This window comes from Catonella massiliensis (assembly GCF_016651435.1).
GTDB lineage: Bacteria > Bacillota > Clostridia > Lachnospirales > Lachnospiraceae > Catonella > Catonella massiliensis.
Window position 1 is genome coordinate 1,624,927 of record NZ_JAEPRJ010000001.1, and the last position, 22,215, is coordinate 1,647,141.

Consider the following 22,215-nt stretch of genomic DNA (forward strand, 5'->3'; position numbering starts at 1 on the left):
TGTAATAGTAACTTTTAATACGTTTTTATACTTATAAAAAAAGTATTTCCACACAGTATAATATCAGAAAAAAATACTGTCAAGAAGGAATAAAAATTATTTTTAAAAACTGAAGTGATTAATTATTCTGGGTTAATGATAAGACCTTATTCTTAAGCTCTGCTTCTATTCTTGCCATCTCTACCTCAGCCGCAGCCCTCTTTTCCCTGCCTTCCTTCTGAATCTGCATAACTTCATCAAAGGTATTGATAAGGGTTTCATTGGTCTTTGTAAGCGTTTCTATATCTACAATTCCTCTCTCTGATTCCTTAGCAACATCTACAGAAGCCTGATGAAGCATCTCAGCATTCTTTGTGAGGAGCTGATTGGTCATATCATTTACTTCCCTTTCAGCCTTTGCAGCCTGTCCCGCATGCTCTATGCCAAGTGCAAGCGCCATCTGTGTCTTCCATAGAGGTATGGTATTTACAAGAGTTGACTGTATCTTTTCACTCATTACTATGTCATTTTCCTGAACCAGTCTTATCTGTGGAGCCGTCTGCATGGCTACAGTTCTTGTAAGTTCAAGGTCATAGAGCTTTTTCTCAAATCTGGTACACTGAGCGTCAAGGTCTCTAACCGCCTGAGCATCCTCTGGTTTACCGCTTGCGGCAGCCTTTTCCTGCAGCTCTTTAAGCTCAGTATTTCTAACCTCATAAAGTCTCTTCTTACCTGCAATTATGTACATAGTAAGCTCTTTAAAATGTGTGAGATTTAACTCATACATCTGGTCAAGCATAGCAGTATCCTTCATAAGAGTAACCTGATGGCTCTCAAGAGCATCGGTAATCTTACCAATATTTACTTCTGCCTTGTCATACTTTGTCTTTAAGACCTGAAGCTTGTTGGTCTGTTTCTTGAAGAAACCGAATATTCCCTTTTCATCATCTTCATTAAAGTTCTTAAGCTCAATAACAACATCCGAAAGAAGCTTTCCTACCTCTCCCATATCCTTGGTTTTAACGTTACCAATAGCTTTTTCTGAAAAATCAGCCATCTTCTTCTGGGCACCCGAACCATATTGAAGTACCACATTTGAGTCCTTGATATTAATCTGCTTTGCAAAATCCTCAACCTGCTTCTTCTCAGCATCTGACAATATATTTTCATCTACACCTATTGGGTCGTTAGCATTGTCTACAACTAACTGGTTCTCAGCCTTTGCAGGTTCAAGAGTAAGGCTTGGTGCAGGAGCGGTTTCCTGCTCCAGTGTAAGTGTCGGTGCTGCCACATTTTTAGCATCGGCAGCAAGCTCAGGCATTACATTTTCATTTTCGTTCATAATCTTCTCCTTAATATGTAATATTATCTATATTTCACTATGGTACTACAAATTATACTCAATCTAGAGCTTTAATTCTATTCCTTTTTCAGCCTCATTTTCGTAAGCCTTAGGCACCGTCTGACTTTCCAGCTTGACCTCATCTGCCTCAGGCTTCGTCTGTGAAAAGCCCTCTGAAGCTGTGATATTAGCTGCATTAGCAAAATCGTTGCCCTTAAGTCCTTCTCTCTTTAGCATGGCATTAAGCACTGACACATCACTTGATATATCCCACGCAGTATCCTTATAGAGGTCATCAAGAAGCTTACTGAATGCATCGTTTAGGCTGTCGAGCACATTTTCAATCTCTTTTTTGGATTTATCGATATTTTCCACCTTTACAGGCTGTTCGTCCATTTCAGCATAGGCTGTAAGCAGCTTTATTGTCATAGGAAGATAATACTTCATAAGCTGTTTTATATCATCTACACTGCTTGGGTGCTCCTCAACCCTGCTTAGTATCCTGCCTGTAATATCCTCTATCTTGAATATCTTATTTGATACTTCCACTCCCGGGATTCTGTCATTTAAGTGGCTAATCTGAGTGAGATACTTCTTGCCCTGTTCAAGAGTTTCCTTTACCTCTGCACTGATATTTTGCTCATTTGCAGGCTTATTGGCACTTAATTCCCTGTCTATTTTAAGTCTCTCTTCATAGTCAAGCTGAGTTTTCTGGTAGAGTGCATAGGTTTCATTGGTGGATATGAAGGTAGTTTCACTCTTATCTATATGACCTTCCTTAAACCATCCGTTTCTAATCATCTTCCTAAGGCGCTTCAATGTCTTATCCTTTGATTCGCCCGTTTCCTGCATAAGGTCCTCTATCTTGGCATAGGATTTGTTGTCAGATAGATTAAGTATCTTTTGATAATTCTTAAATACCAGGCGGTCTTTAAGGGTATTTACACCCGTCATAAGCCATAACCAGGACAGGGCCAGCAAGCCTCCACACACCACGGTTCCCATAGGTGTGCCTTCAAATGCTGCTCCTAAGGTTGCTATCGCTGTTCCAAAGGTTGCAATACCTCCAAATATAGAGTTTGCCATACCTTTACCAAAGAGCTGATTGTCTGATACGTATAGCTTTGTATTGGAAGGAACTATAGCATTTTTATTGGTAGGACGGCTGATTCTGTCCTGATAATTCTTGTCCACCTCAACGGTATTGCCACCCAGGTTTACCTTTACCGTCTTATTCCTTGCTTCTCTTAGTCCTCTGCTTAAGGCATCTTCAAATGTATGTGAAGCATCCCTTATAATATTGTTAATATCTCTTCCGAGTGAATTATAGTTACCTGAATCAATGGCTTTTTGAATAACATCATTGATTCCACCTCCAAATTCATCCCATTTATTGCTGCTCATAATCTTCTCCTAATAATGTAATCTACAAACTTACCTCAATTATCCGTGAAACACCTTGTAAAAGAGTCATATATTATGAATAATCCGGGTTATTCGTATTATTATTCTAAATGCTCTTCTCATCTGGAATTTTGTATATGAATAATCTCTCATAACATTATAAATATTTTTTACCTTTACTTCAAGGGCTTTTTATGCTATTCTTCATATTGCGATGTATCCCTATGGGCTAAGCCTAAATTAGAGGGAATATCAGCAGGAGGAAAAATGAATAGATTAAGCACTAAAACCGCACAATTGGTCGGTATGGGCATACTTACTGCCCTCGTTATAGTTTTGCAAACCTTTGCAAGCGGATTTAAAATTGGAACCTTTTCACCACCACTATCTCTAATCCCCATTATTATGGGTGCGGTGCTCTTTGGTGAACTAGCGGGGGCAATACTTGGAATTGTATTCGGAGTTGTAGTATTATTTGCAGTTATCTCCGGTGCAGAGCCTTTCAGTACTCTTATGCTGCAGTACAACCCGGCTTTTACTGTAGTTATCTGCATATTCAAAGGCTTATTGGCAGGATATGTTTCCGGAATTGTATACAAACTGCTAAAGGGTGTAAACAACGTATTTGCTACGATAGCTGCCTCTGCGGCTGCACCTGTTGTAAATACAGGTATATTCTCTGTGGGAATGCTTACCGTGTTTTACCCTCTTCTTGCACAGACTGCAAGTACGGCAGGGGCTGAAAATGTTATATTGTTTTACTTCACTATATTTATAGGAGTTGGCTTCATTTTTAATTTGGCATTTATTGCCATACTGGTACCCGGACTTCTTAGAATAATAAAGATAGTTAGAAAATAAAAAATAAGGCTGTTGCAATCAGGTAAACTGCAATAGCCTTTGTTTTATGCCTACTAACAAATGTCCTACAGGACACCACAAGTTTTATTTTTTCTCGCCACTTTCTGTGTTAGACTGACCTGGTTTCTCTACCTCAACAATAGCTGTCTTCTTCATAGGGATACGGCAGTTCTTGTTGCTTCCAAACTCTACTACAACTATTTCCTCCATGATATCAATGATAACACCGTAAAATCCGCCCGTAGTAAGCACTGAATCTCCAAGCTCAAGACTAGACATAAGCTCCTGCATCCTCTGCCTTTCCTTCTTCTGTGGCTTGATGCTCATAAAGTACATCATACCACCTACTACCACTACCCAGATAACAATCATAGGAAGCAGTGATGCAAGTGACTCTCCTCCTGTTGCCGCTCCTGCTGATAAAACTCCAATCATTTTTTTCTTCCTCCTAAACTTTATTAAATATTTTACTACATTATAGTGTGTGTGTCAAAAAAATATCAACACTAGGACTTATTGCTCTCCGGCATTAAACCCTTCAAGCTTGGCCTTTTTGTATGCCTGAAATTCGCCTTTTTCTATCGCAGCCCTTATTTCTTCCATCATATTATTATAGAAGTAAAGATTATGCATAACCAAAAATCTCATTCCAAGCATTTCGCCCGCTTTAAGCAGATGCCTTATATAAGCTCTTGTATATCTTCTACACACCGGGCAGTCACAGGTACTGTCAAGAGGCCTCTCGTCAAGCTCATACTTTGCATTGTTTAGATTCATCTTGCCGTGGTTGGTATAAGCATGTCCATGTCTGCCATTTCTTGATGGATATACACAATCAAAGAAATCCACTCCGCGCTCAACGCTCTCAAGGATGTTCTCCGGTGTGCCAACACCCATAAGGTAAGTAGGCTTATTTTCAGGGAGATAAGGAACTACAGTCTCAAGAGTCTTATACATCTCCTCGTGAGTCTCTCCTACGGCAAGCCCGCCGATGGCATAGCCCGCCAAATCCATATCTGTAATTCTCTTGGCATTTTCTATCCTTATGTCACTGTAGACACCGCCCTGATTGATACCAAAGAGCAATTGCTCCTTGTTGATTGTATCAGGCAGACTATTAAGTCTGTTTAGCTCATTTTTACATCTAAGGAGCCATCTCTCAGTCCTAGCCACTGACTCTAACATATACTTTCTCTCACAAGGAAGTCCCGGACATTCGTCGAATGCCATTGCTATGGTAGATGCAATATTGGACTGAATCTGCATACTTTCCTCAGGTCCCATAAATATCTTTCTGCCATCTATATGTGAGCTAAACTTCACTCCCTCTTCCTTTATCTTACGCAGTTTTGCCAGGGAAAACACCTGAAATCCACCCGAATCAGTTACAACAGGCTTATCCCACACCATAAACTTATGGATGCCTCCAAGCTTCTTTATTACCTCATCACCGGGTCTTAGATGCAGGTGATAGGTATTGGATAGTTCAACCTGAGTTTTAAGGTTCTCTAAGTCCTCAGTAGATACCGCTCCTTTGATAGCCGCTGCAGTGCCCACATTCATAAAAACAGGAGTCTGTATCACTCCGTGTACAGTGGTAAACTCCCCCCTCTTGGCTGAACCATCTTTACATAAAAGACGATACATAATATTTCCTTTCAAACTGTTCTCTAAAACATACAGACTTTATTATAATATGCCCACAGAGTTATTTCAATAGAAAATTATAACATCTTGATGGTATTGGCAACTCCTAATGAGTGCCTTGCCAATATGCATTTTTTATGCTACACTAAGCCCTTGAGAAACACAGATGGTCGCGCCTGCCTTATGGCAGGTGAGGAAAGTCCGGGCTTCACAGGGCAGGGTGCCAGATAACGTCTGGTGGAGGTGACTCCAAGGATAGTGCAACAGAAAATAACCGTCTGACCTAGTCAGATAAGGGTGAAAAGGCGTGTGTAAGAGACCACCGCTCTTTCGGTAACGAAGGAGGCCGTGTAAACCCCATCCGAAGAAAGACCAAATATAAAGCTATACGGCTGCCCGTCGTGCTTTTAGGTGGGTCGATAGAGATTGTCGGTGACGGCAATTCGAGATAGATGATCATCAGATACATAACCCGGCTTATAGTGTTTCTCTATTTTAAGAAACAATAAAAAAGAAGTACGATTCCTAATCAACCGCATTAGTTTTTTCAAAGAAAACTAAGCACATCAGGAAATAGTACTTCTTTTTTGTATATTTTAATTCTTGACTGTATTAAACCGGGAAACAGTTTCCTCCTATGAATTCCTTAACAAGCGAATTCTTTGGCACATTGTCTGATGGCATAGTAAGGAAATAATCTAAAAACTTAAGCAGTCTGTTAGCCTCAGAATAATAAGGTGAGTCTGTAGGTATGCCAAAAAGCAAAGGTTCTGCATACTGCTTTAACACAGCAAGCTCGTAAACAAGTGAAGAATCAAACATCTCATCTGCGCCCTCTTGGAATGGGAAGATGTTCTTTTCCTCTCCCCTCCTCACAGATGCCCATCTTGCAAGAGTATCCTCTGCACTGCTTCCTCTGGTTCTTGCATCTCTTACCATTCTTCTAAGCAGTCTCAAATCAGTAGTATGGATTCTGTTGTGGTCATCAATGTTGAGCTGGGTAAGTGCACTTATGTATATCTTAAACTTGCTTTCCTTTGGAAGTGATGCGGAAAACTTATCGTTTAAGCCATGAATACCCTCAATAACAAGGATATCCTCATCTCCCAGCTTAAGAGTCTTTCCCTTATACTCCCTCTTACCGGTTTTAAAGTTAAAGGAAGGCATCTTCACTTCTTTTCCTGCAAGAAGGTCTGTCATATCCTTGTTAAACTGCTCTACATCTATAGCCTCCAGGCATTCAAAGTCGTATTCTCCGTTCTCATCCTTTGGAGTATGCTCCCTGTCCTTAAAGTAATCATCCGCAGCGATAGGATGAGGCTTAAGCCCCTGAACCATAAGCTCTATGGACAATCTATGCGAAAATGTAGTTTTGCCTGATGAAGAAGGCCCTGCTATCATAACAATCTTCTTCTGCTGTTTTGCTATATTCTCAGCAATCTTACCTATCTTGCCCTCCTGCAATGCCTCGTTTACAAGCATTACATCATTTATCCGTCCCTCAGAGATGGTATCATTAAGATTGCCTACATTAGCTATTCCAAGACGTTTACCCCAGGAATTTGCCTCCTTCATAGTCTTGTAAAGCAGTTCACGAGGCTTCCAGGATGGGCGCTTTACTTCAAGCCCTTCTCCTGCATTAGGAAGAGCGATGACAATGCCACCATCATAAGTCTTTAAGTCAAATGACTTCAAAGCACCTGTAGCAGACGGCATATAGCCATAAAAATAATCGTGATAATTGCCAAGTCTGTATATATTGGTGGTTGAGCCTCTTCTGTATCTAAACAAATGTTCTTTGTCAGATAAATCGTTGTTAAGGAACTTGTCTATAGCCTCACTTGTAGATACCGTGCGCTTTTCAAACATGATATCCTCACTTACAAGCTCATCCATCCTCTCCCTTACTTTGAGGGCGAATTCATCATCTACCTTTACATTGCCTATTATCTCACAAAATATACCGTTACCTAGGGAATACTCACAGTTCACGCCTGTAACTTCACTTTTATCATATACGTCATGAACAGATTTTATGAAAAGGAATAGCATTCCCCTCTCATAGGTTCTCGCACCATCGCTTGAATTTATATTATAGAAGATAATCTCTGCATCTTCTGACACCTTTTTCCACAGTTCCTTTAGCTTACCGTTTACCTTGGCAAGTAATTTCCCATTATCATCTCCATATACGTCCTTTGCAATATCAGAAAGCTTAACCGCATTTTCGTACTCTAATGACTTTCCGTCAACTTTAATTACCATTTTCTATCTCCTTTTTTGCATTAATCCTAATTAGTGCCTCTTTAACCATATTTAATTCATTTTCAATTATGGCTATTCTATCATTATTAGTGGCACTTTGTGATGTAAGAAAGCTCTTATTTTGCAGAAGTCTCTCATAATGATTCTTCCTCTTTTTTAGAAATTCCAGTAGTACTGGATGCTTTTTCTTTATAAGAACAGGCCCAAACTCGTTCTCAGCCATACCACCTATGTCATCACAGACTTTCATTTTTCTCTCACTTTTTACTGCCTTCATAATCTGATAATATTTTCCACCTTCACTTAGCATATCTTCATCAATTATTTCAAAACCGATATCCTTAAGATAAGCCCTTACTACTCTTAGGTCTGACTGTGGCTCCAGTATAAGGGTATCTGCCATTTTAACGACATCTATACTCTCTGAAAGTATCTCTTTAACTAACATGCCTCCCATGCCTGATATAAGAATGGTATCAACTTCTCCTGCCTCATAGCCGCAAAGTCCCGCACAAAGCCTAGTCTCTATCCTTTCCTCAAAGCCTTCAAGTTTAATGTTGTCTTTCGCTATATTAAGCGGTCCTTCTCTAAGGTCAGAGGCAATTATTCTTTCAGCTTTACCATTTTCAAGAAGATTTATCGAAATATATGCATGGTCACAGCCCACATCTGCAAGTACCTTTGAATTGTCAACTAAGTTAGCTATAGTAAGCATTCTTTTCGGTATTCTTTTTCTTTTCTTCATTATTCCAAATAATCCTTTAATTTTCTGCTTCTGCTGGGCTGTCTAAGCTTCCTTAGTGCCTTTGACTCTATCTGCCTTATTCTCTCCCTGGTCACATTAAATTCTTTGCCTACCTCTTCAAGAGTCCTGGTACGCCCGTCCTCAAGCCCGAACCTAAGTTTTATGACTCTTGCCTCTCTATCTGTAAGGCTTCCCAGTACCTCTTCCAGCTGTTCCTTAAGAATGGCATGTGTAGCCATTTCTACCGGTGCCATGTTGCTGTCATCAGGAATAAAGTCACCTATATGGCTGTCCTCCTCTTCTCCTATAGGTGTCTCAAAGGATACAGGCTCTTGGGCAATCTTCATGATGTCCCTTACCTTTTCAGGCTCCATAGCGAGTTCTTTAGCTATTTCTTCCGGCTGAGGCTCCCTGCCCAAAGTCTGTGTAAGCTGCCTCTGGGTCCTTATCAGCTTATTGATAGTTTCAACCATATGTACCGGTATTCTTATAGTTCTTGCCTGGTCTGCTATGGCCCTTGTAATAGACTGTTTTATCCACCAGGTTGCATAGGTGCTGAACTTATAGCCCTTTGTGTAGTCAAACTTTTCAACTGCCTTTATAAGTCCCATATTTCCTTCCTGAATCAGGTCAAGAAACTGCATCCCTCTTCCGAGATACCGCTTCGCTATGCTTACTACAAGCCTTAGGTTGGCTTCAGTTAACTTCTGCCTTGCCTCTTCATCACCCTCAGACATTTTTTTGGCAAGTTCTATCTCATCCTCCATTGACAAAAGAGGAACCTTGCCTATTTCCTTTAGATACATCCTTACAGGGTCTTCAGTGCTTATTCCATCGGGGACAGTAAGGTCAAGAGTCTCAGATTTTTCATCACTATCTATATCGTCACTATTCTCGTCAGTCAACAGAGGATCATCCTCTTCATCACTTAGTTCATCTAAAATAAGCACATTAATACCATGTTTTTCAAGGTATTTATAGCATTTGTCAAGCTCTTCACTACTTATATCATAGCCTTCAAAAAAATGCTTTACATCATCCTCTTCCAGTATCCCCTTCTTTTTCTTAGCGTCCTTTACAAGCTCATTCAACTTACTTTTCAGCACCTTTTCATCCATAAGTTTACCCTCCCGAGGTCATAAAAAAGATATTAAATGCCTAATCTAAAAGTCCAGTTTCCCCAGCTCTCTTTGCTTCTTAGTAATCTCCATAAAGCTCTTCAAGTCTTTATTGTCGATTGATTTAAGTTCTTCTTCAAGTCCGGCTCTTTTAACCTTAACCACTATTTCCTTAAATGCCTTATCTCTCTCAGCTTCATCAGGCTCAGCCTCAAAGTTCTCCTCAAATACCGCTGTGACCAAAGACTGATCTTCACCTGACTCATACCTGCTTATTATCTCGGCTGCGTTAGGCTTCTTGCCTTCTTCAATCTGAGAAAATATTCTCGCCGCCAGGTCTTTATATAAAGGGGTGGCGAAATCCCTGGCAGATATTATATTTTTAATACGGCTATATAGTTCAGGCTTGTCAGAGATGAGGCTAAGTAAGAGTCTATTAGTCTTTAACAAGCCCTCATCCGCTGTCTTAGCCCTGTCTGCCTTCTTTATCCTCTCACCTGCATCTTTATATATTTCCCGTATCTCTTTTGCTCCACCTATTTTATTGACCAGGCTTTTAAGAGCATCCTTTGATACAAAATATCTATCAGCAACAGCTGCTATATAGTTCTCTCTTTCAAGCTCTTCTTCAAACCCGGTAAGTCTGTCAGCAACCTTGTTTAAGAATTCCGTCTTCCCTTCAGGCTCTGTCAGGTCATAGGACTTCTCAAGGTTTGAAAGCTCAAAATTAAAGCTGTTTTCAGCATTTTTGATTCTCTCCTCGTACTCCCCTCTTCCCACTGCCTTTATAAGCTCATCAGGATCCTTATAGGGAGTCAGCTTTAGTATTTTAGTTCTTATTCCTGCGGATTTCAAGATAGGAATCGCCCTGATTGCAGCCTTCACCCCTGCTCCATCGCTGTCGTAGGTAATAATTACATCCTTAACATATCTCGCAATAAGCCTTGCCTGCTCCTCTGTAAGTGCAGTGCCAAGAGAGGCAACAGCATTGGAAAATCCCGCCTGGTGGAGTGCAATCACATCCATATATCCCTCACAGAGTAAGATATATCCCTCTCTGCTATGCTTAGCAAAGTTTAAGCCATAAAGATTCCTTCTCTTATTAAATATGTCTGTCTCTCTGGAGTTAAGATACTTGGGCTCTCCATCACCCATCACTCTTCCTCCGAAGGCAATAACCTTATTGTTTAGATCCATAATAGGGAAGATAACCCTATTCCAGAACATATCAAATATCCCCCTGCCCTCTTTAAAGGATACAAGTTCTGCCTTTATCATTAATTCGTCACTATAGCCCTTTGACTTTAGATAGTTATATAATGCATTTGGCGATTTTACTGAGTAGCCAAGGCCAAAGTCATTGATAGTCTTATCTGTAAGCCCTCTGTTTTTAAGGTATTCCATAGGGTGGCTTCCATATTCTCCCCTTAGTTGGAAGTAATAAAACTTTGCTGCCTCCTTGTATATCTCAAACAATCTAGTCCTTAGATCTGCCCTCTTCCTCGCTTCAGGATTATCCTCTTCTTCAGGCAGTTTAATCCCTGCTCTGTCAGCCAAATGCTTTATTGCCTCGGGAAACGTCAAATTCTCATACTTCATTACAAAGCTGTATGCATTGCCTCCAACACCACATCCAAAGCAGTGAAAGGTCTGTCTTCCTGTATTCACCGAAAAAGAAGGCGTCTTTTCATTGTGAAACGGACACAAGCCTACATAGTTGGAGCCTCTCCTTGTAAGTCTGACATAGGGAGAAATGACATCCACTATATCATTTTTTTCTCTAACCTCATCTACAATCTCTTCTGAATAAAACATGTATCTCCTTAGTATTTGCCCCAGCGGACAGGAACAAATATTTCTTTAATCGTCTTTATGGCATAGTCATCCGACATCCCCGCTATGTAGTCGCAAACCACCTTTTCAAGCGGTTCTCCCCTCTCCTCTACCAGCCTTTTATACTCTATAGGCAGTATTTCATAGTTTTCAAGATAATACTTATATAAATACTCAACAAGCCTCTGCGCCTGAACCTCCTCACTCTTTGCCGCAGGATTACAATAGACTTCCTTCATAAGAAAAGACCTAAGGCCTCTCATTGCTGCCTCAACTGTCTCAGACATCTTTACTTCATTTTTCCCCATACTGGTAAATATTACATCCTTTACCATGGTGTCTATTCTCTTTGCCACATCATGCCCAACCACAGCAGTAAACTCGCTTGGGAGGTCATTTTCAGTCAGTATGCCTCCTCTTAGGGCGTCATCTATATCGTGGTTGACATAGGCTATTTTGTCAGAGAGCCTTACAATCTTGCCTTCAAGGGTTGAAGGCTTGCAGGCACTTCTGTGGTTTTTGATTCCATCTCTTACTTCTTTTGTGAGGTTAAGCCCCTGTCCATGCTTCTCAAGCAGTTCGACCACCCTCACGCTCTGCTCATTATGATGGAAGCCATAAGGCGAAATCTTGTTTAGTGCTCTCTCTCCTGCGTGTCCAAAAGGAGTATGGCCTAGGTCATGCCCTAACGCTATGGCTTCAGTCAGGTCTTCATTTAACATAAGGGCTCTGGCTATGGTTCTTGCAATCTGAGAAACCTCCAAAGTATGGGTAAGTCTTGTCCTATAGTGGTCTCCTTCCGGATCAAGAAAGACCTGAGTCTTATGCTTCAGCCTTCTAAATGCCTTGCAGTGCAGGATCCTGTCTCTGTCCCTCTGATAAATAGTCCTTATCTCGTCAGGCTCTTCCTCCACATCTCTGCCAAGTGATGAATCTGAAAAAGATGCATATTCACATAGCATCTTTCTTTCAAGCTCTTCCCTGAGTTCTCTAATACACTTTTTATCTTCCATATTCCCCTCCTGTTGCAAAGCCCATACTATTATTATTCAAATAAACTATGAAATTTCCTTTTTTTAGCCTTTCATTTCAACAATGCATGATACAAGTGTCAAATTTTAGTTTTAAAAATTCCTCTTATATCTTAACATATTAATGCAAACTTACGATATACTAAGTAGTATATATATGATAACCCATGGGAGAAAAAAATGGTACATAATTATTGGTTTGAAATAGCTGCCTTTATTTTGGAGCTTACCATTGGTTATATGCTATTGTTTAGACATACAATAACGTTGCCATATAACGGTATATTCAGAAAGCTGTATGCCTGCTGTTTTATCACTACGCTTTCTGCCTTAATACAGGCTTTACTTGAAGACTACATCAACTATTCCGGTAAAAATATTGCGGATTATATAATAATCCTTAATGTTTTATCGATGATATTTTTCTATACCCATATTTTATGCTGCACCTTTTCAGCATATTATGAATGTTCAGTACTTAGCATTAAGGTAAATGAGACTATAATCAAGCTATTGCTAAATGTACCTTCGGTAATAGCAATAGTAACCATAAGCCTTAATCCTTTTTTAAGTACTGTATTTAATATTGATCCTGTTTTAGGCTATCAGAGAAGAGCATTTCTTATTCTTCTCTACTTAGTTGCGTTTTACTACCTCATTTTTACCTTGGTAATAATAATTGCTTATGGTCAAAATATAAGACGTGACAAAAGAATAGCCTTTACCCTGCTGCCATTCATTCCGTTTTTTGGTACTGTTATTCAGTACTTTTACAGGTATTCCGGAGTAGGAAACTTCTTTATGGCATTATTAGTACTTGTCATGTACATTACAATTGAAAGTCCTGCAGATTATATTGACTATGTGACAGGGCTTCAGAACCAAAATGCGCTTTTTACGAACTTCAGTGTGGCCATGTCAAGGAAGAAGCCGATTTCAATCATTACTATCGCTATAGAAAGAATTGATGCCTGGGATAAGGAATTTGGTACGGAGCATACTAACTTGCTTATACTCGAGCTTTCATCCTACCTTATACACCTGTCTAAGAATGTCAGCGTCTACTCTCTTGGACGTGGCAAATTTGCCCTTTACATCTCTTCAGAGAATTTTTGGGCAAATATGCGAATGGCAGAATTACTTGCTTATAGCATATTGGAGCGTTTTGAATCTTCTTTTGATATAACCGCAGCTAATAAGGTTATTCCCGCTAAGAGGATATGTCTTTATAACTGTCCTGAGGATATAGACAATGCGAACTTACTGCAAAAAGCCATGCTGTCCGAAGCAACTGCAGTTCTTCCTAAGGGCAAAGATTATCTGACTATTGAAGATATTGACACCACTACAAACGATAAGGAAAGGCTTATAGCCACAAGTATTCAGAGTCTTTATGAAAATGGCACTGTTTATCTGTCATTTTTGCCTGAATTTAATACTTCACTTGAAATATATGACTCTGTGAAGACAGAGCTTACAATGTATATACCCGAGATAGGTTACGTCAATTCACGCAGCCTTATTTCTGTTGCAGAAAAATACGGTTTGATTATAGGATTCTATGACTATATTTTGGAATCGCTATTTAAGATGATTAGGGATAATCACCTGATGGCATACGGGGTAAAATCAGTTGAAATTGTCATGCCTGTTTCCTTCCTGCTTAAGAAGAATAAGGCAGTAAAGCTTGTTAATCTCGCGTCTCAATACGATATTCCTCCTAAGCTTATATGTTTTGAGCTTGCCAAAAACTCTATGCTTAAGTTTGATGGCGTAATTGTAGAAAACATGAAGGCCATATCAAGCGCCGGCTTTAGGTTCATACTTGAAAACTATGGCAATGGTTACACCAATGCTTCTGCTTTGATAGATATGCCTATCTATGCTGTGACAATAGATAAATTCCTTACAGGAACAGCGATTAATTCAGAATTGGCTCACAAGATTCTTAGTTGTACAATAACTTACTTAAAAGAATTTGACTTGCAGGTTAAGGCTGAGCATATTGAGACTAAGGCTTCCATGGAATATGCTCTAATGCTTGGTTGTGATTACTTACAGGGTTATTATTTTTCGAAACCGCTTAAAATAGCAGAACTAACTGAATTTTTAAGGAAAGGAGGATTGCAGGAATGACGTTTAACATCTGGGTGGACGTTTGCTCTATGCTAATATTACTATTCCTTTTTTTATCATATAAAATTAAAAATTCCTTGTCAATTTATCGGGATGATGTGTTAATGTATACTATATTTTTCATAACATCCTTTGTATCAATTGATTTCTTTGCATTACTGCTGGATGGGAGGGCAGAACCATTACTCATTTACTGTCTTCACTCTCTAAAGTATCTGTTTTTGTACGGTTACCTATGCTTTTTGCTGGTATATACTTCCATAGCAGTTAATCAGCGTATCCATGGAGACAACATATTTAAGCTTTTTATCACACCTCTTGCTGTTGTTGCCTTCTTGATAATTATTAACTACAGCTACAGTTTTATCTTTTATATTACAGAAGATGGAAAATTTGAGTATGGCAGATTATATCCCCTCCTATACATCATTGATGCTTACTATATTGCCATATCTACTCATCTTTTACTACGAGGGAAAAAGTCACTATCGCAAAACTATAAGATTATTATTCCTGCAGTTATTGTTATCCTGCTAACAGGTACAGTTCTTGACTACCTTTTCCCTTATGTTTCTTTCATTCCGTTTACATTTACCATCTTAACTACTTTGGTATTTATCGGTATGCAGAATCCTTATGAGTATTATTATGAGGATTCCCAAATGATGAATAAAAACGCTTTTATTACAATGTGCGGCTCCAGATTTACTTCTGAAACCAATACTTTGTGCATAGCTGTAAACATACACAATATAGATTTGATTACCGGTACTTTAGAAATAAGTAAAGTAATTAATGCAGAAGGGCTATTCTTAAAGAATATAAAACAATTTTCAAAGAAGCTGCTAACTTTCAAGCTCGCAAACGGTCAATACATAATTGTGCTTGATGAGAGCAATGAAGCAAAAGCCAGACTTATATATGAGGAAACGCTCCATATAATGGAAAAGTTTGCCAACGCAACACTCTTTAGCTTTCCGATTTACTCCACCTGTTGCTTATTTAGCTCACCTAAAGATGTTTCAAGCCTTAGGATGGTGAATACACTTTTTGATGCACTAAAGCTCTATGATAATAAGGATGATATCCTCGCCATTAAACCTGAGGAATTACAATTAAAAAGTGATGCCGAGATTGAACGCATTGAAAAACTAGTGAAAAATGCTTTGAACGAAAACAGACTGGAAGTTTATTTTCAGCCAATTTATAATGTCAAAGAAAAAAAATATACATCAGCTGAGGCACTTATCAGAATGAAGGATGATGAGGGCAATAACATATCTCCGGGGGTTTTTATACCTATAGCAGAAAAAAGCTCTGTCATCATAGATATAGGAGCTTTTGTGATAGAAGAAGTATGTAAACTGCTCTCTACAGAGCATCTTAGCGCTTTGGGCCTTGAATATGTAGAGGTAAATATCTCAATGGTGGAATGCCTCCAAAGTAACCTGGCTTCCAATATTTTATCAGTCCTTAAAAAGTATAATATTGCTTCAAGCCAGATAAACCTTGAAATAACAGAAACCTCTGCCAGTGAATTTACCGATATCGTGGATACCAATATTAAAACATTGTCAAGTAAAAATATTAGCTTTTCACTTGATGATTTTGGTACCGGATACTCCTCTCTTTCAAGAATACTGTCTTTACCGCTTAAACTAATTAAGATAGATAAATCACTCGTACAGGCGCCATTTATAAACCGTGATAAAAAATCTATGATTCTACTTGATAACTTTATAAAAACAGCCTTTGCCGCAGGCTTTGACATTGTTGCAGAAGGTGTGGAAACAAATGAAATGGCTAAGCATGTGATTGCTCTTGGATGTACATATATCCAAGGCTTCTACTTTTCTAAGCCTTTAAGTAAAACTGACTTTGTTGAAGCAATCAAGGTCAATAAGCCGGCAGAAATATGATAAGTATGGCCCCTGTCATTAGCAGGGGTTATATATATTTTAAAGTTCTTTTATGGCTCGAAGTGTTGACTAATAATATTAGTTGTACTATCATTATCTAGTATTTATAAGGAGGATAAATAGATGGGTGGTTTTTTTGCAGCAACGCTTAAGAATGATTGTGTATTTGATTTGTTTTTTGGAACAGATTATCATTCACACTTAGGTACCCGTAGAGCAGGAATGACAGTGCTTGGAGAACACGGCTTTGATAGAGCAATTCATAATATTGAGAATTCTCCTTTTAGAAGTAAATTTGACCGTGATGTACAGGAAATGAAGGGAAATTACGGCATAGGCTGTATATCTGACTATGAGCCTCAGCCTCTTATAGTAAGGTCTCATCACGGCACTTATTCACTGGTTACAGTGGGTAAAATCAATAATACCGATGAGTTAGTAGACGAGATTATAAAAGAAGGAGGAATACACTTCCTCGAAATGAGCGGTGGTGTAGTAAATCAGACCGAGCTTGTAGCCTCCTTAATCAATCAAAAAGGCAATCTAATTAAAGGTATTCAATACGTGTGGGAGAAAATAAAGGGCTCCATGACTATGCTCATCCTCACTCCTCTTGGTATATACTGTGCCAGAGACTTATATGGAAGGACTCCGGTTGCAATAGGAAGAAAGGACGAGGGATTTTGTGCTTCATTTGAAAGCTTCGCCTACCTTAATCTGGGCTATGAGCACTACAAAGAGCTTGGTCCGGGTGAAATAGATGTAATCACACCTGAGGGTGTAAAAGTTCTCGTTGATCCAAAAAGTACAAAGAAAATCTGCTCATTCCTGTGGGTATACTTTGGCTACCCATCTTCCAGTTATGAAGGTGTTTCTGTAGAAGCCATGCGCAATAAGTGCGGCAGCCTTATGGCTAAGAGAGATGACTTCCCAAAGGATAAACTAGACATCGTTGCGGGTGTTCCGGACTCCGGAACCGCTCATGCTGTGGGCTATGCAAACGAGTCAGCCATACCTTTCTCAAGACCTTTTATAAAGTACACTCCTACCTGGCCGCGTTCATTTATGCCTACCATACAATCAAAGCGTGACTTAATCGCCAAGATGAAGCTTATCCCGGTGCACGAACTAATAGATGGCAACAGGATTCTTCTCATAGATGATTCGATAGTTAGAGGTACTCAGCTTAGAGAAACCACTGAATTCTTGTATAAAAGCGGTGCTAAGGAGGTACACGTAAGACCTGCCTGTCCTCCTATAATGTACGGCTGCAAATTCATCAACTTTTCACGTTCCACCTCAGAAATGGACCTCATTACAAGACGTGTAATAAGAAGTGAGGAGGGAGAAAACGTAAGCAGCGAGGTACTTGAAGAGTATACTAATCCTGACTCTGAAAAGTATAAACGCATGGTGGATGAAATCCGTAAGCAGCTTGGTTTTACCACCCTTAGCTTTAACAGGCTTGACGATATGGTAGAAGCAATAGGCATAGGCAAGGAAAATCTCTGTACCTACTGTTTTGACGGTAAGGAATAATATAATATATGGGCAGTTGTATAGGATATATCTTATATGGCAGCCCCATTTTTATCTTGATATACATTAAAGCCCACAATCAAAGCACCTCAAAGCTTAATCTTCTACACCAAATTCCTTTTTAATATCGGATTCAATAAGATTCCTGCCTATGACAATGAATATGTCCTGTCCCTTAGCTATATCGCTTATTTCAACGTTATTCTTCGTCATATTTATAAATAGATATTTGCCATTTTCTTCTATAAAGCCTTTTATTCTTATAATATCACCGAATTTATCAGGATTTTTAAATAGATGCTCTGCTTTTTCTTCAAGCTCCTTCCTATTTAGCTTTCGGTTCATAATAAAGACCGATTTGAACTCTTCCATTTCATAAAATTCCTTCTCATAATCAGAGACAACATAACCCGAACCGGAAACCCGCTCAAAGTCACAGTTGTCAAACTTTCCTTCTGAAGGTATAACAACCTTCTCATCCAGTCTTCTGTCACATTTTATCCTTTCAAGCAGGCTGTTTAGATAAGAAAGCGTGCCCTCTTTATCACCAAACTTAAAGTTCTCCTGCTTGCTAAATATGACTGCACCGGTGCAGGCAAGCTGAGTGGCAAGCAGATACTCGGAAGCCTCAGATATGTCAGCCGCAAAGCTTACATCTACTATGGTTATCACGCTGCCTATCTCATACCATTTATCAAGAGGCTCTTCATATAAGAGGTCAAAGAACTCTTCAGGCTCAAATATCCCGGACGGTTCTACTATAATCCTGTCATATCCGCTCATCGCCATAGCTATAAGCTTAGTTCTAAATCTCCTCTTATGTGTCTCGAGGTCTCCGCCTCCTATTATCATCTCCAGCTCACAGTTATCTCCCATGATGTCTCCAAGCAGCATCAGGTCTATGTTTATCGCACCATAGTCATTTTCAAGGATTCCTATTCTAAGCCCTTTATCTAAGAAATACTTTGCATATTTTTTTATAAATGTTGTCTTCCCCGAGCCTAAAAACCCCGTTACCAAATCTATTTTAATCATAAATCCCTCCGTAAGTATTATTAACCCTATGTTCAATTATGCCACTTGACGGTAAACACCACCTTTTGCCGTCTTCTAAATCTTCTTACATTAATAAGCTATCACTAAAAAAATATTTGTCAAGATATAATTCACGTTGTTATAACAACATATTTATTGTATTAACATCGTTATAATTAAGCCATCATATGAGAGATATGTAACTATAATAAATCTAAAAAATATTTGGAGGTAAAAATGGAGAATAAAATGTTTTGTTATCAGTGTCAGGAAACCGCAGGCGGTAAGGGCTGCTCAGTAAGCGGTGTCTGTGGCAAGACTCCTGAAGTAGCTAACATTCAGGATCTTCTTGTTTATGTAACTAAGGGATTGTCAGCAGTTACTACTGCACTTAGAAAAGAGGGAACACCTGTAAGCTCTGAGGTGAACCACCTCATTACACTTAACCTTTTCATTACCATTACAAATGCAAACTTTGATAAGGATGCTATTGAAGCAAGGATTATCGAGACTCTAAATGTGAAAGAGGAACTCTTAAAGAGTGTTAAGAATACCGTCTGTCTTCCTCCTGCTGCTATCTGGAACGGTGATGAGGCTTCCTTCCCTGAAAAGGCTAAGACTGTAGGTGTACTTTCTACTGAGAATGAGGACATTCGCTCTCTTCGTGAGCTCATTGTATACGGTCTTAAGGGACTTTCTGCTTATTCTAAGCACGCAAATGCCCTCCTTAAGGATGACGAAGAGGTAGATATTTTCTTACAGCGTGCACTTGCTGCAACACTTGATGACAGCCTTACAGTAGATGACCTCGTTGCCCTCACTCTTGAGACAGGTAAGTACGGTGTGTCCGGTATGGCTCTTCTTGATACTGCTAATACTACTGCTTATGGTGACCCTGAGATAACGAAGGTAAATATCGGTGTAGGTAAGAATCCCGGTATACTTGTATCAGGCCACGACCTTAGAGATATAGAAATGCTCCTTGAGCAGACACAGGGCACAGGAGTGGATGTGTATACTCACTCTGAAATGTTACCTGCCCACTACTATCCTAAGCTTAAAAAGTATACTAACCTTGTAGGTAACTATGGTAATGCTTGGTGGAAGCAGAAGGAGGAGTTTGAGTCATTTAACGGACCTATCCTTATGACAACTAACTGTATAGTTCCTCCTAAGGACAGCTACAAAGACAGACTTTATACCACAGGTGCAGCAGGATTCCCAGGCTGCAAGCACATTCCTGGTTCATACGGTGAAACCAAGGACTTCTCAGAAATCATAGAGCAGGCTAAGAAATGCCCTCCTCCAACAGAGATTGAGACTGGAGAGATTGTAGGCGGATTTGCTCACAGCCAGGTATTCTCACTTGCAGGCGAGGTAATCTCAGCTGTTAAGTCCGGTGCTATCACACGTTTTGTAGTAATGGCAGGCTGTGATGGTAGGGCAAAGAGCCGTAACTACTATACTGACTTTGCTAAGGCTCTTCCAAAGAGTGCAGTTATCCTTACTGCAGGCTGTGCTAAGTATAAGTACAATAAGTTAGACCTTGGCGATATAGGTGGTATTCCAAGAGTACTTGATGCCGGACAGTGTAACGATTCTTATTCACTTGCGGTTATAGCACTTAAGCTTAAGGAAGTATTTGGAGTAGAAAGCATCAATGACCTTCCTATCACATACAATATCGCTTGGTATGAGCAGAAGGCAGTAATAGTACTTCTTGCCCTCCTCTACCTTGGAGTGAAGGATATCCACTTAGGACCTACTCTCCCAGCCTTCCTTAGCCCTAATGTGGCAAAGGTTCTTGTAGAGAACTTTGGCATAGCAGGAATCGGTACCGTAGAGGATGACATTGAGCTTTTCTTTGGCAAGTCTTCAAATGGCGGAGATAAGATAACAGCTGATATGCTTATGGGAGATATCTTACAGGCTTATCCTGAGGCTGCTGAGGTCCTTATGGATGCCGGTATGCACTGCATAGGCTGCCCATCTTCTCTTATGGAATCTCTTGAAGATGCCTGCCTTGTACACGGTCTCGATGCTACTGTGCTCTTAGAGAAATTAAATGAAATTGCAAATGCATAATACGAAAGTTTAGAAAAAAACAGGGAGATTAGTTTCCTCCCTGTTTTATTTATTACAATATATTAGTCCATATCTGAAGCTTGCGTGCTTATATCACTATATTCCGTATCCATTACTGCCTCTATCCTATATTCCGGATAGTGCTTCTGTATCTTATTTACAACATTTTCAAACACCTGTTTTCTGTCTTTTGCATCAAAGCTGACCACCAAATCAAAACGAACTGATGCTTCTTCCCTATTAAAATAAAAACCATGCATTTGCAGAATATAAGGGTTCATCGAAACAAGTTCTTCAATTGTATCTTTAATGTGTATAGCACACTTATCACTTGAATTCAATGAGTATATGCCTATAGCTGTTAGAACTACATTGTGCCTGGCATATACCTCAAGGGCAATCTTCCTCGTCAGTCTATCAATTTCATCCGCTGTAAATACATCCGGAATTTCTATATGAAGTGAGCCCTGATAAACGTCAGGACCATAGTCGTGTAAAACTAAATCATAGGTACCTGTTACCTCAGGAAATTCCATTACTGTTTCAGTTATTTTCGAAGCAAGTGCAGAGTCAGGTGCCTCTCCAAGTATATGAGAAAGAGTTTCTTTTAACATATCGATACCGGCTTTTATAATAAAAACGGATATAATTACGCCCAAATAAGCTTCTACAGAAATCTTAAAATTTAAGTACAAAACCGCTGCTACAAGAGTTGACGCAGAAATAACAGCATCCATACTTGCATCAGTACCTGAATTGATAAGAGATTCTGACTTAACCAGAACTCCAACTGTCTTAACATAGCGTCCTAAGATTATTTTCACTACAACAGCCACCGCGACTATTATAAGCGAAACTGTAGAGTACTCAGTAACGTCAGGACTAATTATCTTCTTTATAGATTCGACAGCAGAGGTCACACCCGCATATAGGATAATGACAGCAATTACCATCGCGCTTAAATACTCAACCCTGCCATGTCCAAAGGGATGTGCCTTGTCAGGCTCCTTCTTTGACAGCTTTGCACCAATTATTGTAACAACTGAGCTTGCTACATCAGAAGCATTGTTAACTGCGTCAAGTACTATGGCTATGGAATTAGTCATCAGCCCTATAACCGCCTTAAATACCGCAAGTAGGACATTTGCAACGATTCCAATTATACTTGTCTGAATTATTTTCTTGTCTCTGAACTCAGAGTTACTTCTCACATCACTTAAACTAAGAGTATCTGTGTTATTAACACCAACTCTATTTTCCTCCATCTTTTCCTCCA

16 protein-coding genes and 1 other RNA gene are annotated in these 22,215 nt (G+C 39.4%); 6 read left to right on the forward strand and 11 right to left on the reverse strand.

Translation table 11 applies throughout. The features are described 5' to 3' along the window. Positions 1 to 118: 118 nt before the first annotated feature. Together JJN12_RS07390 and JJN12_RS07395 are read right to left on the reverse strand one after the other, a co-directional pair. A complete protein-coding gene (locus JJN12_RS07390) occupies positions 119 to 1,321 on the reverse strand; it encodes a toxic anion resistance protein (protein WP_208429074.1) in 1,203 nt (400 codons plus the stop codon). Between the two features lie 63 nt (positions 1,322 to 1,384). Next, on the reverse strand, positions 1,385 to 2,725 hold the full coding sequence (locus JJN12_RS07395) for a 5-bromo-4-chloroindolyl phosphate hydrolysis family protein (protein ID WP_208429075.1): 1,341 nt from the start codon (positions 2,723 to 2,725) through the stop codon (positions 1,385 to 1,387). A gap of 267 nt (positions 2,726 to 2,992) precedes the next feature. Here JJN12_RS07395 and JJN12_RS07400 point away from each other — a divergent pair, with 267 nt between their 5' ends. Then, positions 2,993 to 3,586, forward strand: coding sequence for an ECF transporter S component (locus JJN12_RS07400; protein WP_208429076.1), 594 nt, complete (start codon positions 2,993 to 2,995; stop codon positions 3,584 to 3,586). Positions 3,587 to 3,670: 84 nt separating this feature from the next. Here the strand turns inward: JJN12_RS07400 and yajC are convergent, their stop codons facing one another. After that, the gene (gene yajC, locus JJN12_RS07405) at positions 3,671 to 3,958 is read right to left on the reverse strand and encodes a preprotein translocase subunit YajC (protein WP_236013879.1); all 288 of its coding nucleotides are present in this window, start codon (positions 3,956 to 3,958) and stop codon (positions 3,671 to 3,673) included. Positions 3,959 to 4,099: 141 nt separating this feature from the next. Then, positions 4,100 to 5,233, reverse strand: a complete 1,134-nt coding sequence (tgt, locus tag JJN12_RS07410; RefSeq protein ID WP_208429078.1) for a tRNA guanosine(34) transglycosylase Tgt — start codon at positions 5,231 to 5,233, stop codon at positions 4,100 to 4,102. A gap of 154 nt (positions 5,234 to 5,387) precedes the next feature. On the opposite strand from tgt, the gene rnpB reads away from it, so the two are divergent. After that, an RNA gene (gene rnpB / locus JJN12_RS07415) (RNase P RNA component class A) lies at positions 5,388 to 5,729 on the forward strand. 116 nt (positions 5,730 to 5,845) lie between these two features. On the opposite strand, the gene JJN12_RS07420 is transcribed toward rnpB, so the two are convergent. From JJN12_RS07420 to JJN12_RS07440, 5 genes are read right to left on the reverse strand one after another with little or no spacing between them, the layout of a single operon-like run. Continuing rightward, positions 5,846 to 7,498 (reverse strand): nucleoside kinase, encoded by a 1,653-nt coding sequence (locus tag JJN12_RS07420; RefSeq protein WP_236013728.1) that lies wholly within the window; start codon positions 7,496 to 7,498, stop codon positions 5,846 to 5,848. Continuing rightward, a complete protein-coding gene (locus JJN12_RS07425) occupies positions 7,488 to 8,243 on the reverse strand; it encodes a tRNA (adenine(22)-N(1))-methyltransferase (RefSeq protein WP_236013730.1) in 756 nt (251 codons plus the stop codon). The genes JJN12_RS07420 and JJN12_RS07425 overlap by 11 nt, the downstream gene beginning before the upstream one ends. Further along, positions 8,243 to 9,361, reverse strand: coding sequence for an RNA polymerase sigma factor RpoD (gene rpoD, locus JJN12_RS07430; RefSeq protein WP_208429079.1), 1,119 nt, complete (start codon positions 9,359 to 9,361; stop codon positions 8,243 to 8,245). The genes JJN12_RS07425 and rpoD overlap by 1 nt, the downstream gene beginning before the upstream one ends. Before the next feature lie 45 nt (positions 9,362 to 9,406). Beyond that, a complete protein-coding gene (dnaG, locus tag JJN12_RS07435; protein ID WP_208429080.1) occupies positions 9,407 to 11,176 on the reverse strand; it encodes a DNA primase in 1,770 nt (589 codons plus the stop codon). 8 nt (positions 11,177 to 11,184) lie between these two features. Beyond that, the gene (locus JJN12_RS07440) at positions 11,185 to 12,207 is read right to left on the reverse strand and encodes a deoxyguanosinetriphosphate triphosphohydrolase (RefSeq protein WP_208429081.1); all 1,023 of its coding nucleotides are present in this window, start codon (positions 12,205 to 12,207) and stop codon (positions 11,185 to 11,187) included. Positions 12,208 to 12,405: 198 nt separating this feature from the next. Between JJN12_RS07440 and JJN12_RS07445 the strand changes: the two genes are divergently transcribed. The 3 genes from JJN12_RS07445 (at position 12,406) to JJN12_RS07455 (ending at position 17,819) form a co-directional block, all read left to right on the forward strand. Continuing rightward, positions 12,406 to 14,361 carry an EAL domain-containing protein gene (locus JJN12_RS07445; protein WP_208429082.1) on the forward strand — a complete coding sequence of 652 codons (1,956 nt, stop codon included), beginning with the start codon at positions 12,406 to 12,408 and terminating at the stop codon, positions 14,359 to 14,361. 104 nt (positions 14,362 to 14,465) lie between these two features. Further along, a complete protein-coding gene (locus JJN12_RS07450; protein WP_208429083.1) occupies positions 14,466 to 16,280 on the forward strand; it encodes an EAL domain-containing protein in 1,815 nt (604 codons plus the stop codon). Between the two features lie 123 nt (positions 16,281 to 16,403). Continuing rightward, positions 16,404 to 17,819, forward strand: a complete 1,416-nt coding sequence (locus tag JJN12_RS07455) for an amidophosphoribosyltransferase (RefSeq protein ID WP_208429084.1) — start codon at positions 16,404 to 16,406, stop codon at positions 17,817 to 17,819. 96 nt (positions 17,820 to 17,915) lie between these two features. On the opposite strand, the gene JJN12_RS07460 is transcribed toward JJN12_RS07455, so the two are convergent. Then, positions 17,916 to 18,854, reverse strand: a complete 939-nt coding sequence (locus tag JJN12_RS07460; protein WP_208429085.1) for a GTP-binding protein — start codon at positions 18,852 to 18,854, stop codon at positions 17,916 to 17,918. Positions 18,855 to 19,091: 237 nt separating this feature from the next. On the opposite strand from JJN12_RS07460, the gene hcp reads away from it, so the two are divergent. Further along, entirely contained in the window at positions 19,092 to 20,939 is a 1,848-nt protein-coding gene (gene hcp / locus JJN12_RS07465; RefSeq protein ID WP_208429086.1) for a hydroxylamine reductase, read from the forward strand. A gap of 62 nt (positions 20,940 to 21,001) precedes the next feature. On the opposite strand, the gene JJN12_RS07470 is transcribed toward hcp, so the two are convergent. Beyond that, positions 21,002 to 22,204 (reverse strand): cation diffusion facilitator family transporter, encoded by a 1,203-nt coding sequence (locus JJN12_RS07470; RefSeq protein ID WP_208429087.1) that lies wholly within the window; start codon positions 22,202 to 22,204, stop codon positions 21,002 to 21,004. Positions 22,205 to 22,215: the final 11 nt, after the last annotated feature.

What these genes read in the sequence shown, in the direction of transcription:
- dnaG (WP_208429080.1), bottom strand. Translation starts at nt 11,176, where the DNA reads ATGTTTTATTCAGAAGAGATTGTAGATGAGGTTAGAGAAAAAAATGAT.
- JJN12_RS07390 (WP_208429074.1), bottom strand. Translation starts at nt 1,321, where the DNA reads ATGAACGAAAATGAAAATGTAATGCCTGAGCTTGCTGCCGATGCTAAA.
- JJN12_RS07450 (WP_208429083.1), top strand. Translation starts at nt 14,466, where the DNA reads ATGTATACTATATTTTTCATAACATCCTTTGTATCAATTGATTTCTTT.
- JJN12_RS07460 (WP_208429085.1), bottom strand. Translation starts at nt 18,854, where the DNA reads ATGATTAAAATAGATTTGGTAACGGGGTTTTTAGGCTCGGGGAAGACA.
- yajC (WP_236013879.1), bottom strand. Translation starts at nt 3,958, where the DNA reads ATGATTGTTATCTGGGTAGTGGTAGTAGGTGGTATGATGTACTTTATG.
- JJN12_RS07470 (WP_208429087.1), bottom strand. Translation starts at nt 22,204, where the DNA reads ATGGAGGAAAATAGAGTTGGTGTTAATAACACAGATACTCTTAGTTTA.
- JJN12_RS07455 (WP_208429084.1), top strand. Translation starts at nt 16,404, where the DNA reads ATGGGTGGTTTTTTTGCAGCAACGCTTAAGAATGATTGTGTATTTGAT.
- JJN12_RS07395 (WP_208429075.1), bottom strand. Translation starts at nt 2,725, where the DNA reads ATGAGCAGCAATAAATGGGATGAATTTGGAGGTGGAATCAATGATGTT.
- hcp (WP_208429086.1), top strand. Translation starts at nt 19,092, where the DNA reads ATGGAGAATAAAATGTTTTGTTATCAGTGTCAGGAAACCGCAGGCGGT.
- JJN12_RS07440 (WP_208429081.1), bottom strand. Translation starts at nt 12,207, where the DNA reads ATGGAAGATAAAAAGTGTATTAGAGAACTCAGGGAAGAGCTTGAAAGA.
- rpoD (WP_208429079.1), bottom strand. Translation starts at nt 9,361, where the DNA reads ATGGATGAAAAGGTGCTGAAAAGTAAGTTGAATGAGCTTGTAAAGGAC.
- JJN12_RS07445 (WP_208429082.1), top strand. Translation starts at nt 12,406, where the DNA reads ATGGTACATAATTATTGGTTTGAAATAGCTGCCTTTATTTTGGAGCTT.
- JJN12_RS07400 (WP_208429076.1), top strand. Translation starts at nt 2,993, where the DNA reads ATGAATAGATTAAGCACTAAAACCGCACAATTGGTCGGTATGGGCATA.
- JJN12_RS07425 (WP_236013730.1), bottom strand. Translation starts at nt 8,243, where the DNA reads ATGAAGAAAAGAAAAAGAATACCGAAAAGAATGCTTACTATAGCTAAC.
- tgt (WP_208429078.1), bottom strand. Translation starts at nt 5,233, where the DNA reads ATGTATCGTCTTTTATGTAAAGATGGTTCAGCCAAGAGGGGGGAGTTT.
- JJN12_RS07420 (WP_236013728.1), bottom strand. Translation starts at nt 7,498, where the DNA reads ATGGTAATTAAAGTTGACGGAAAGTCATTAGAGTACGAAAATGCGGTT.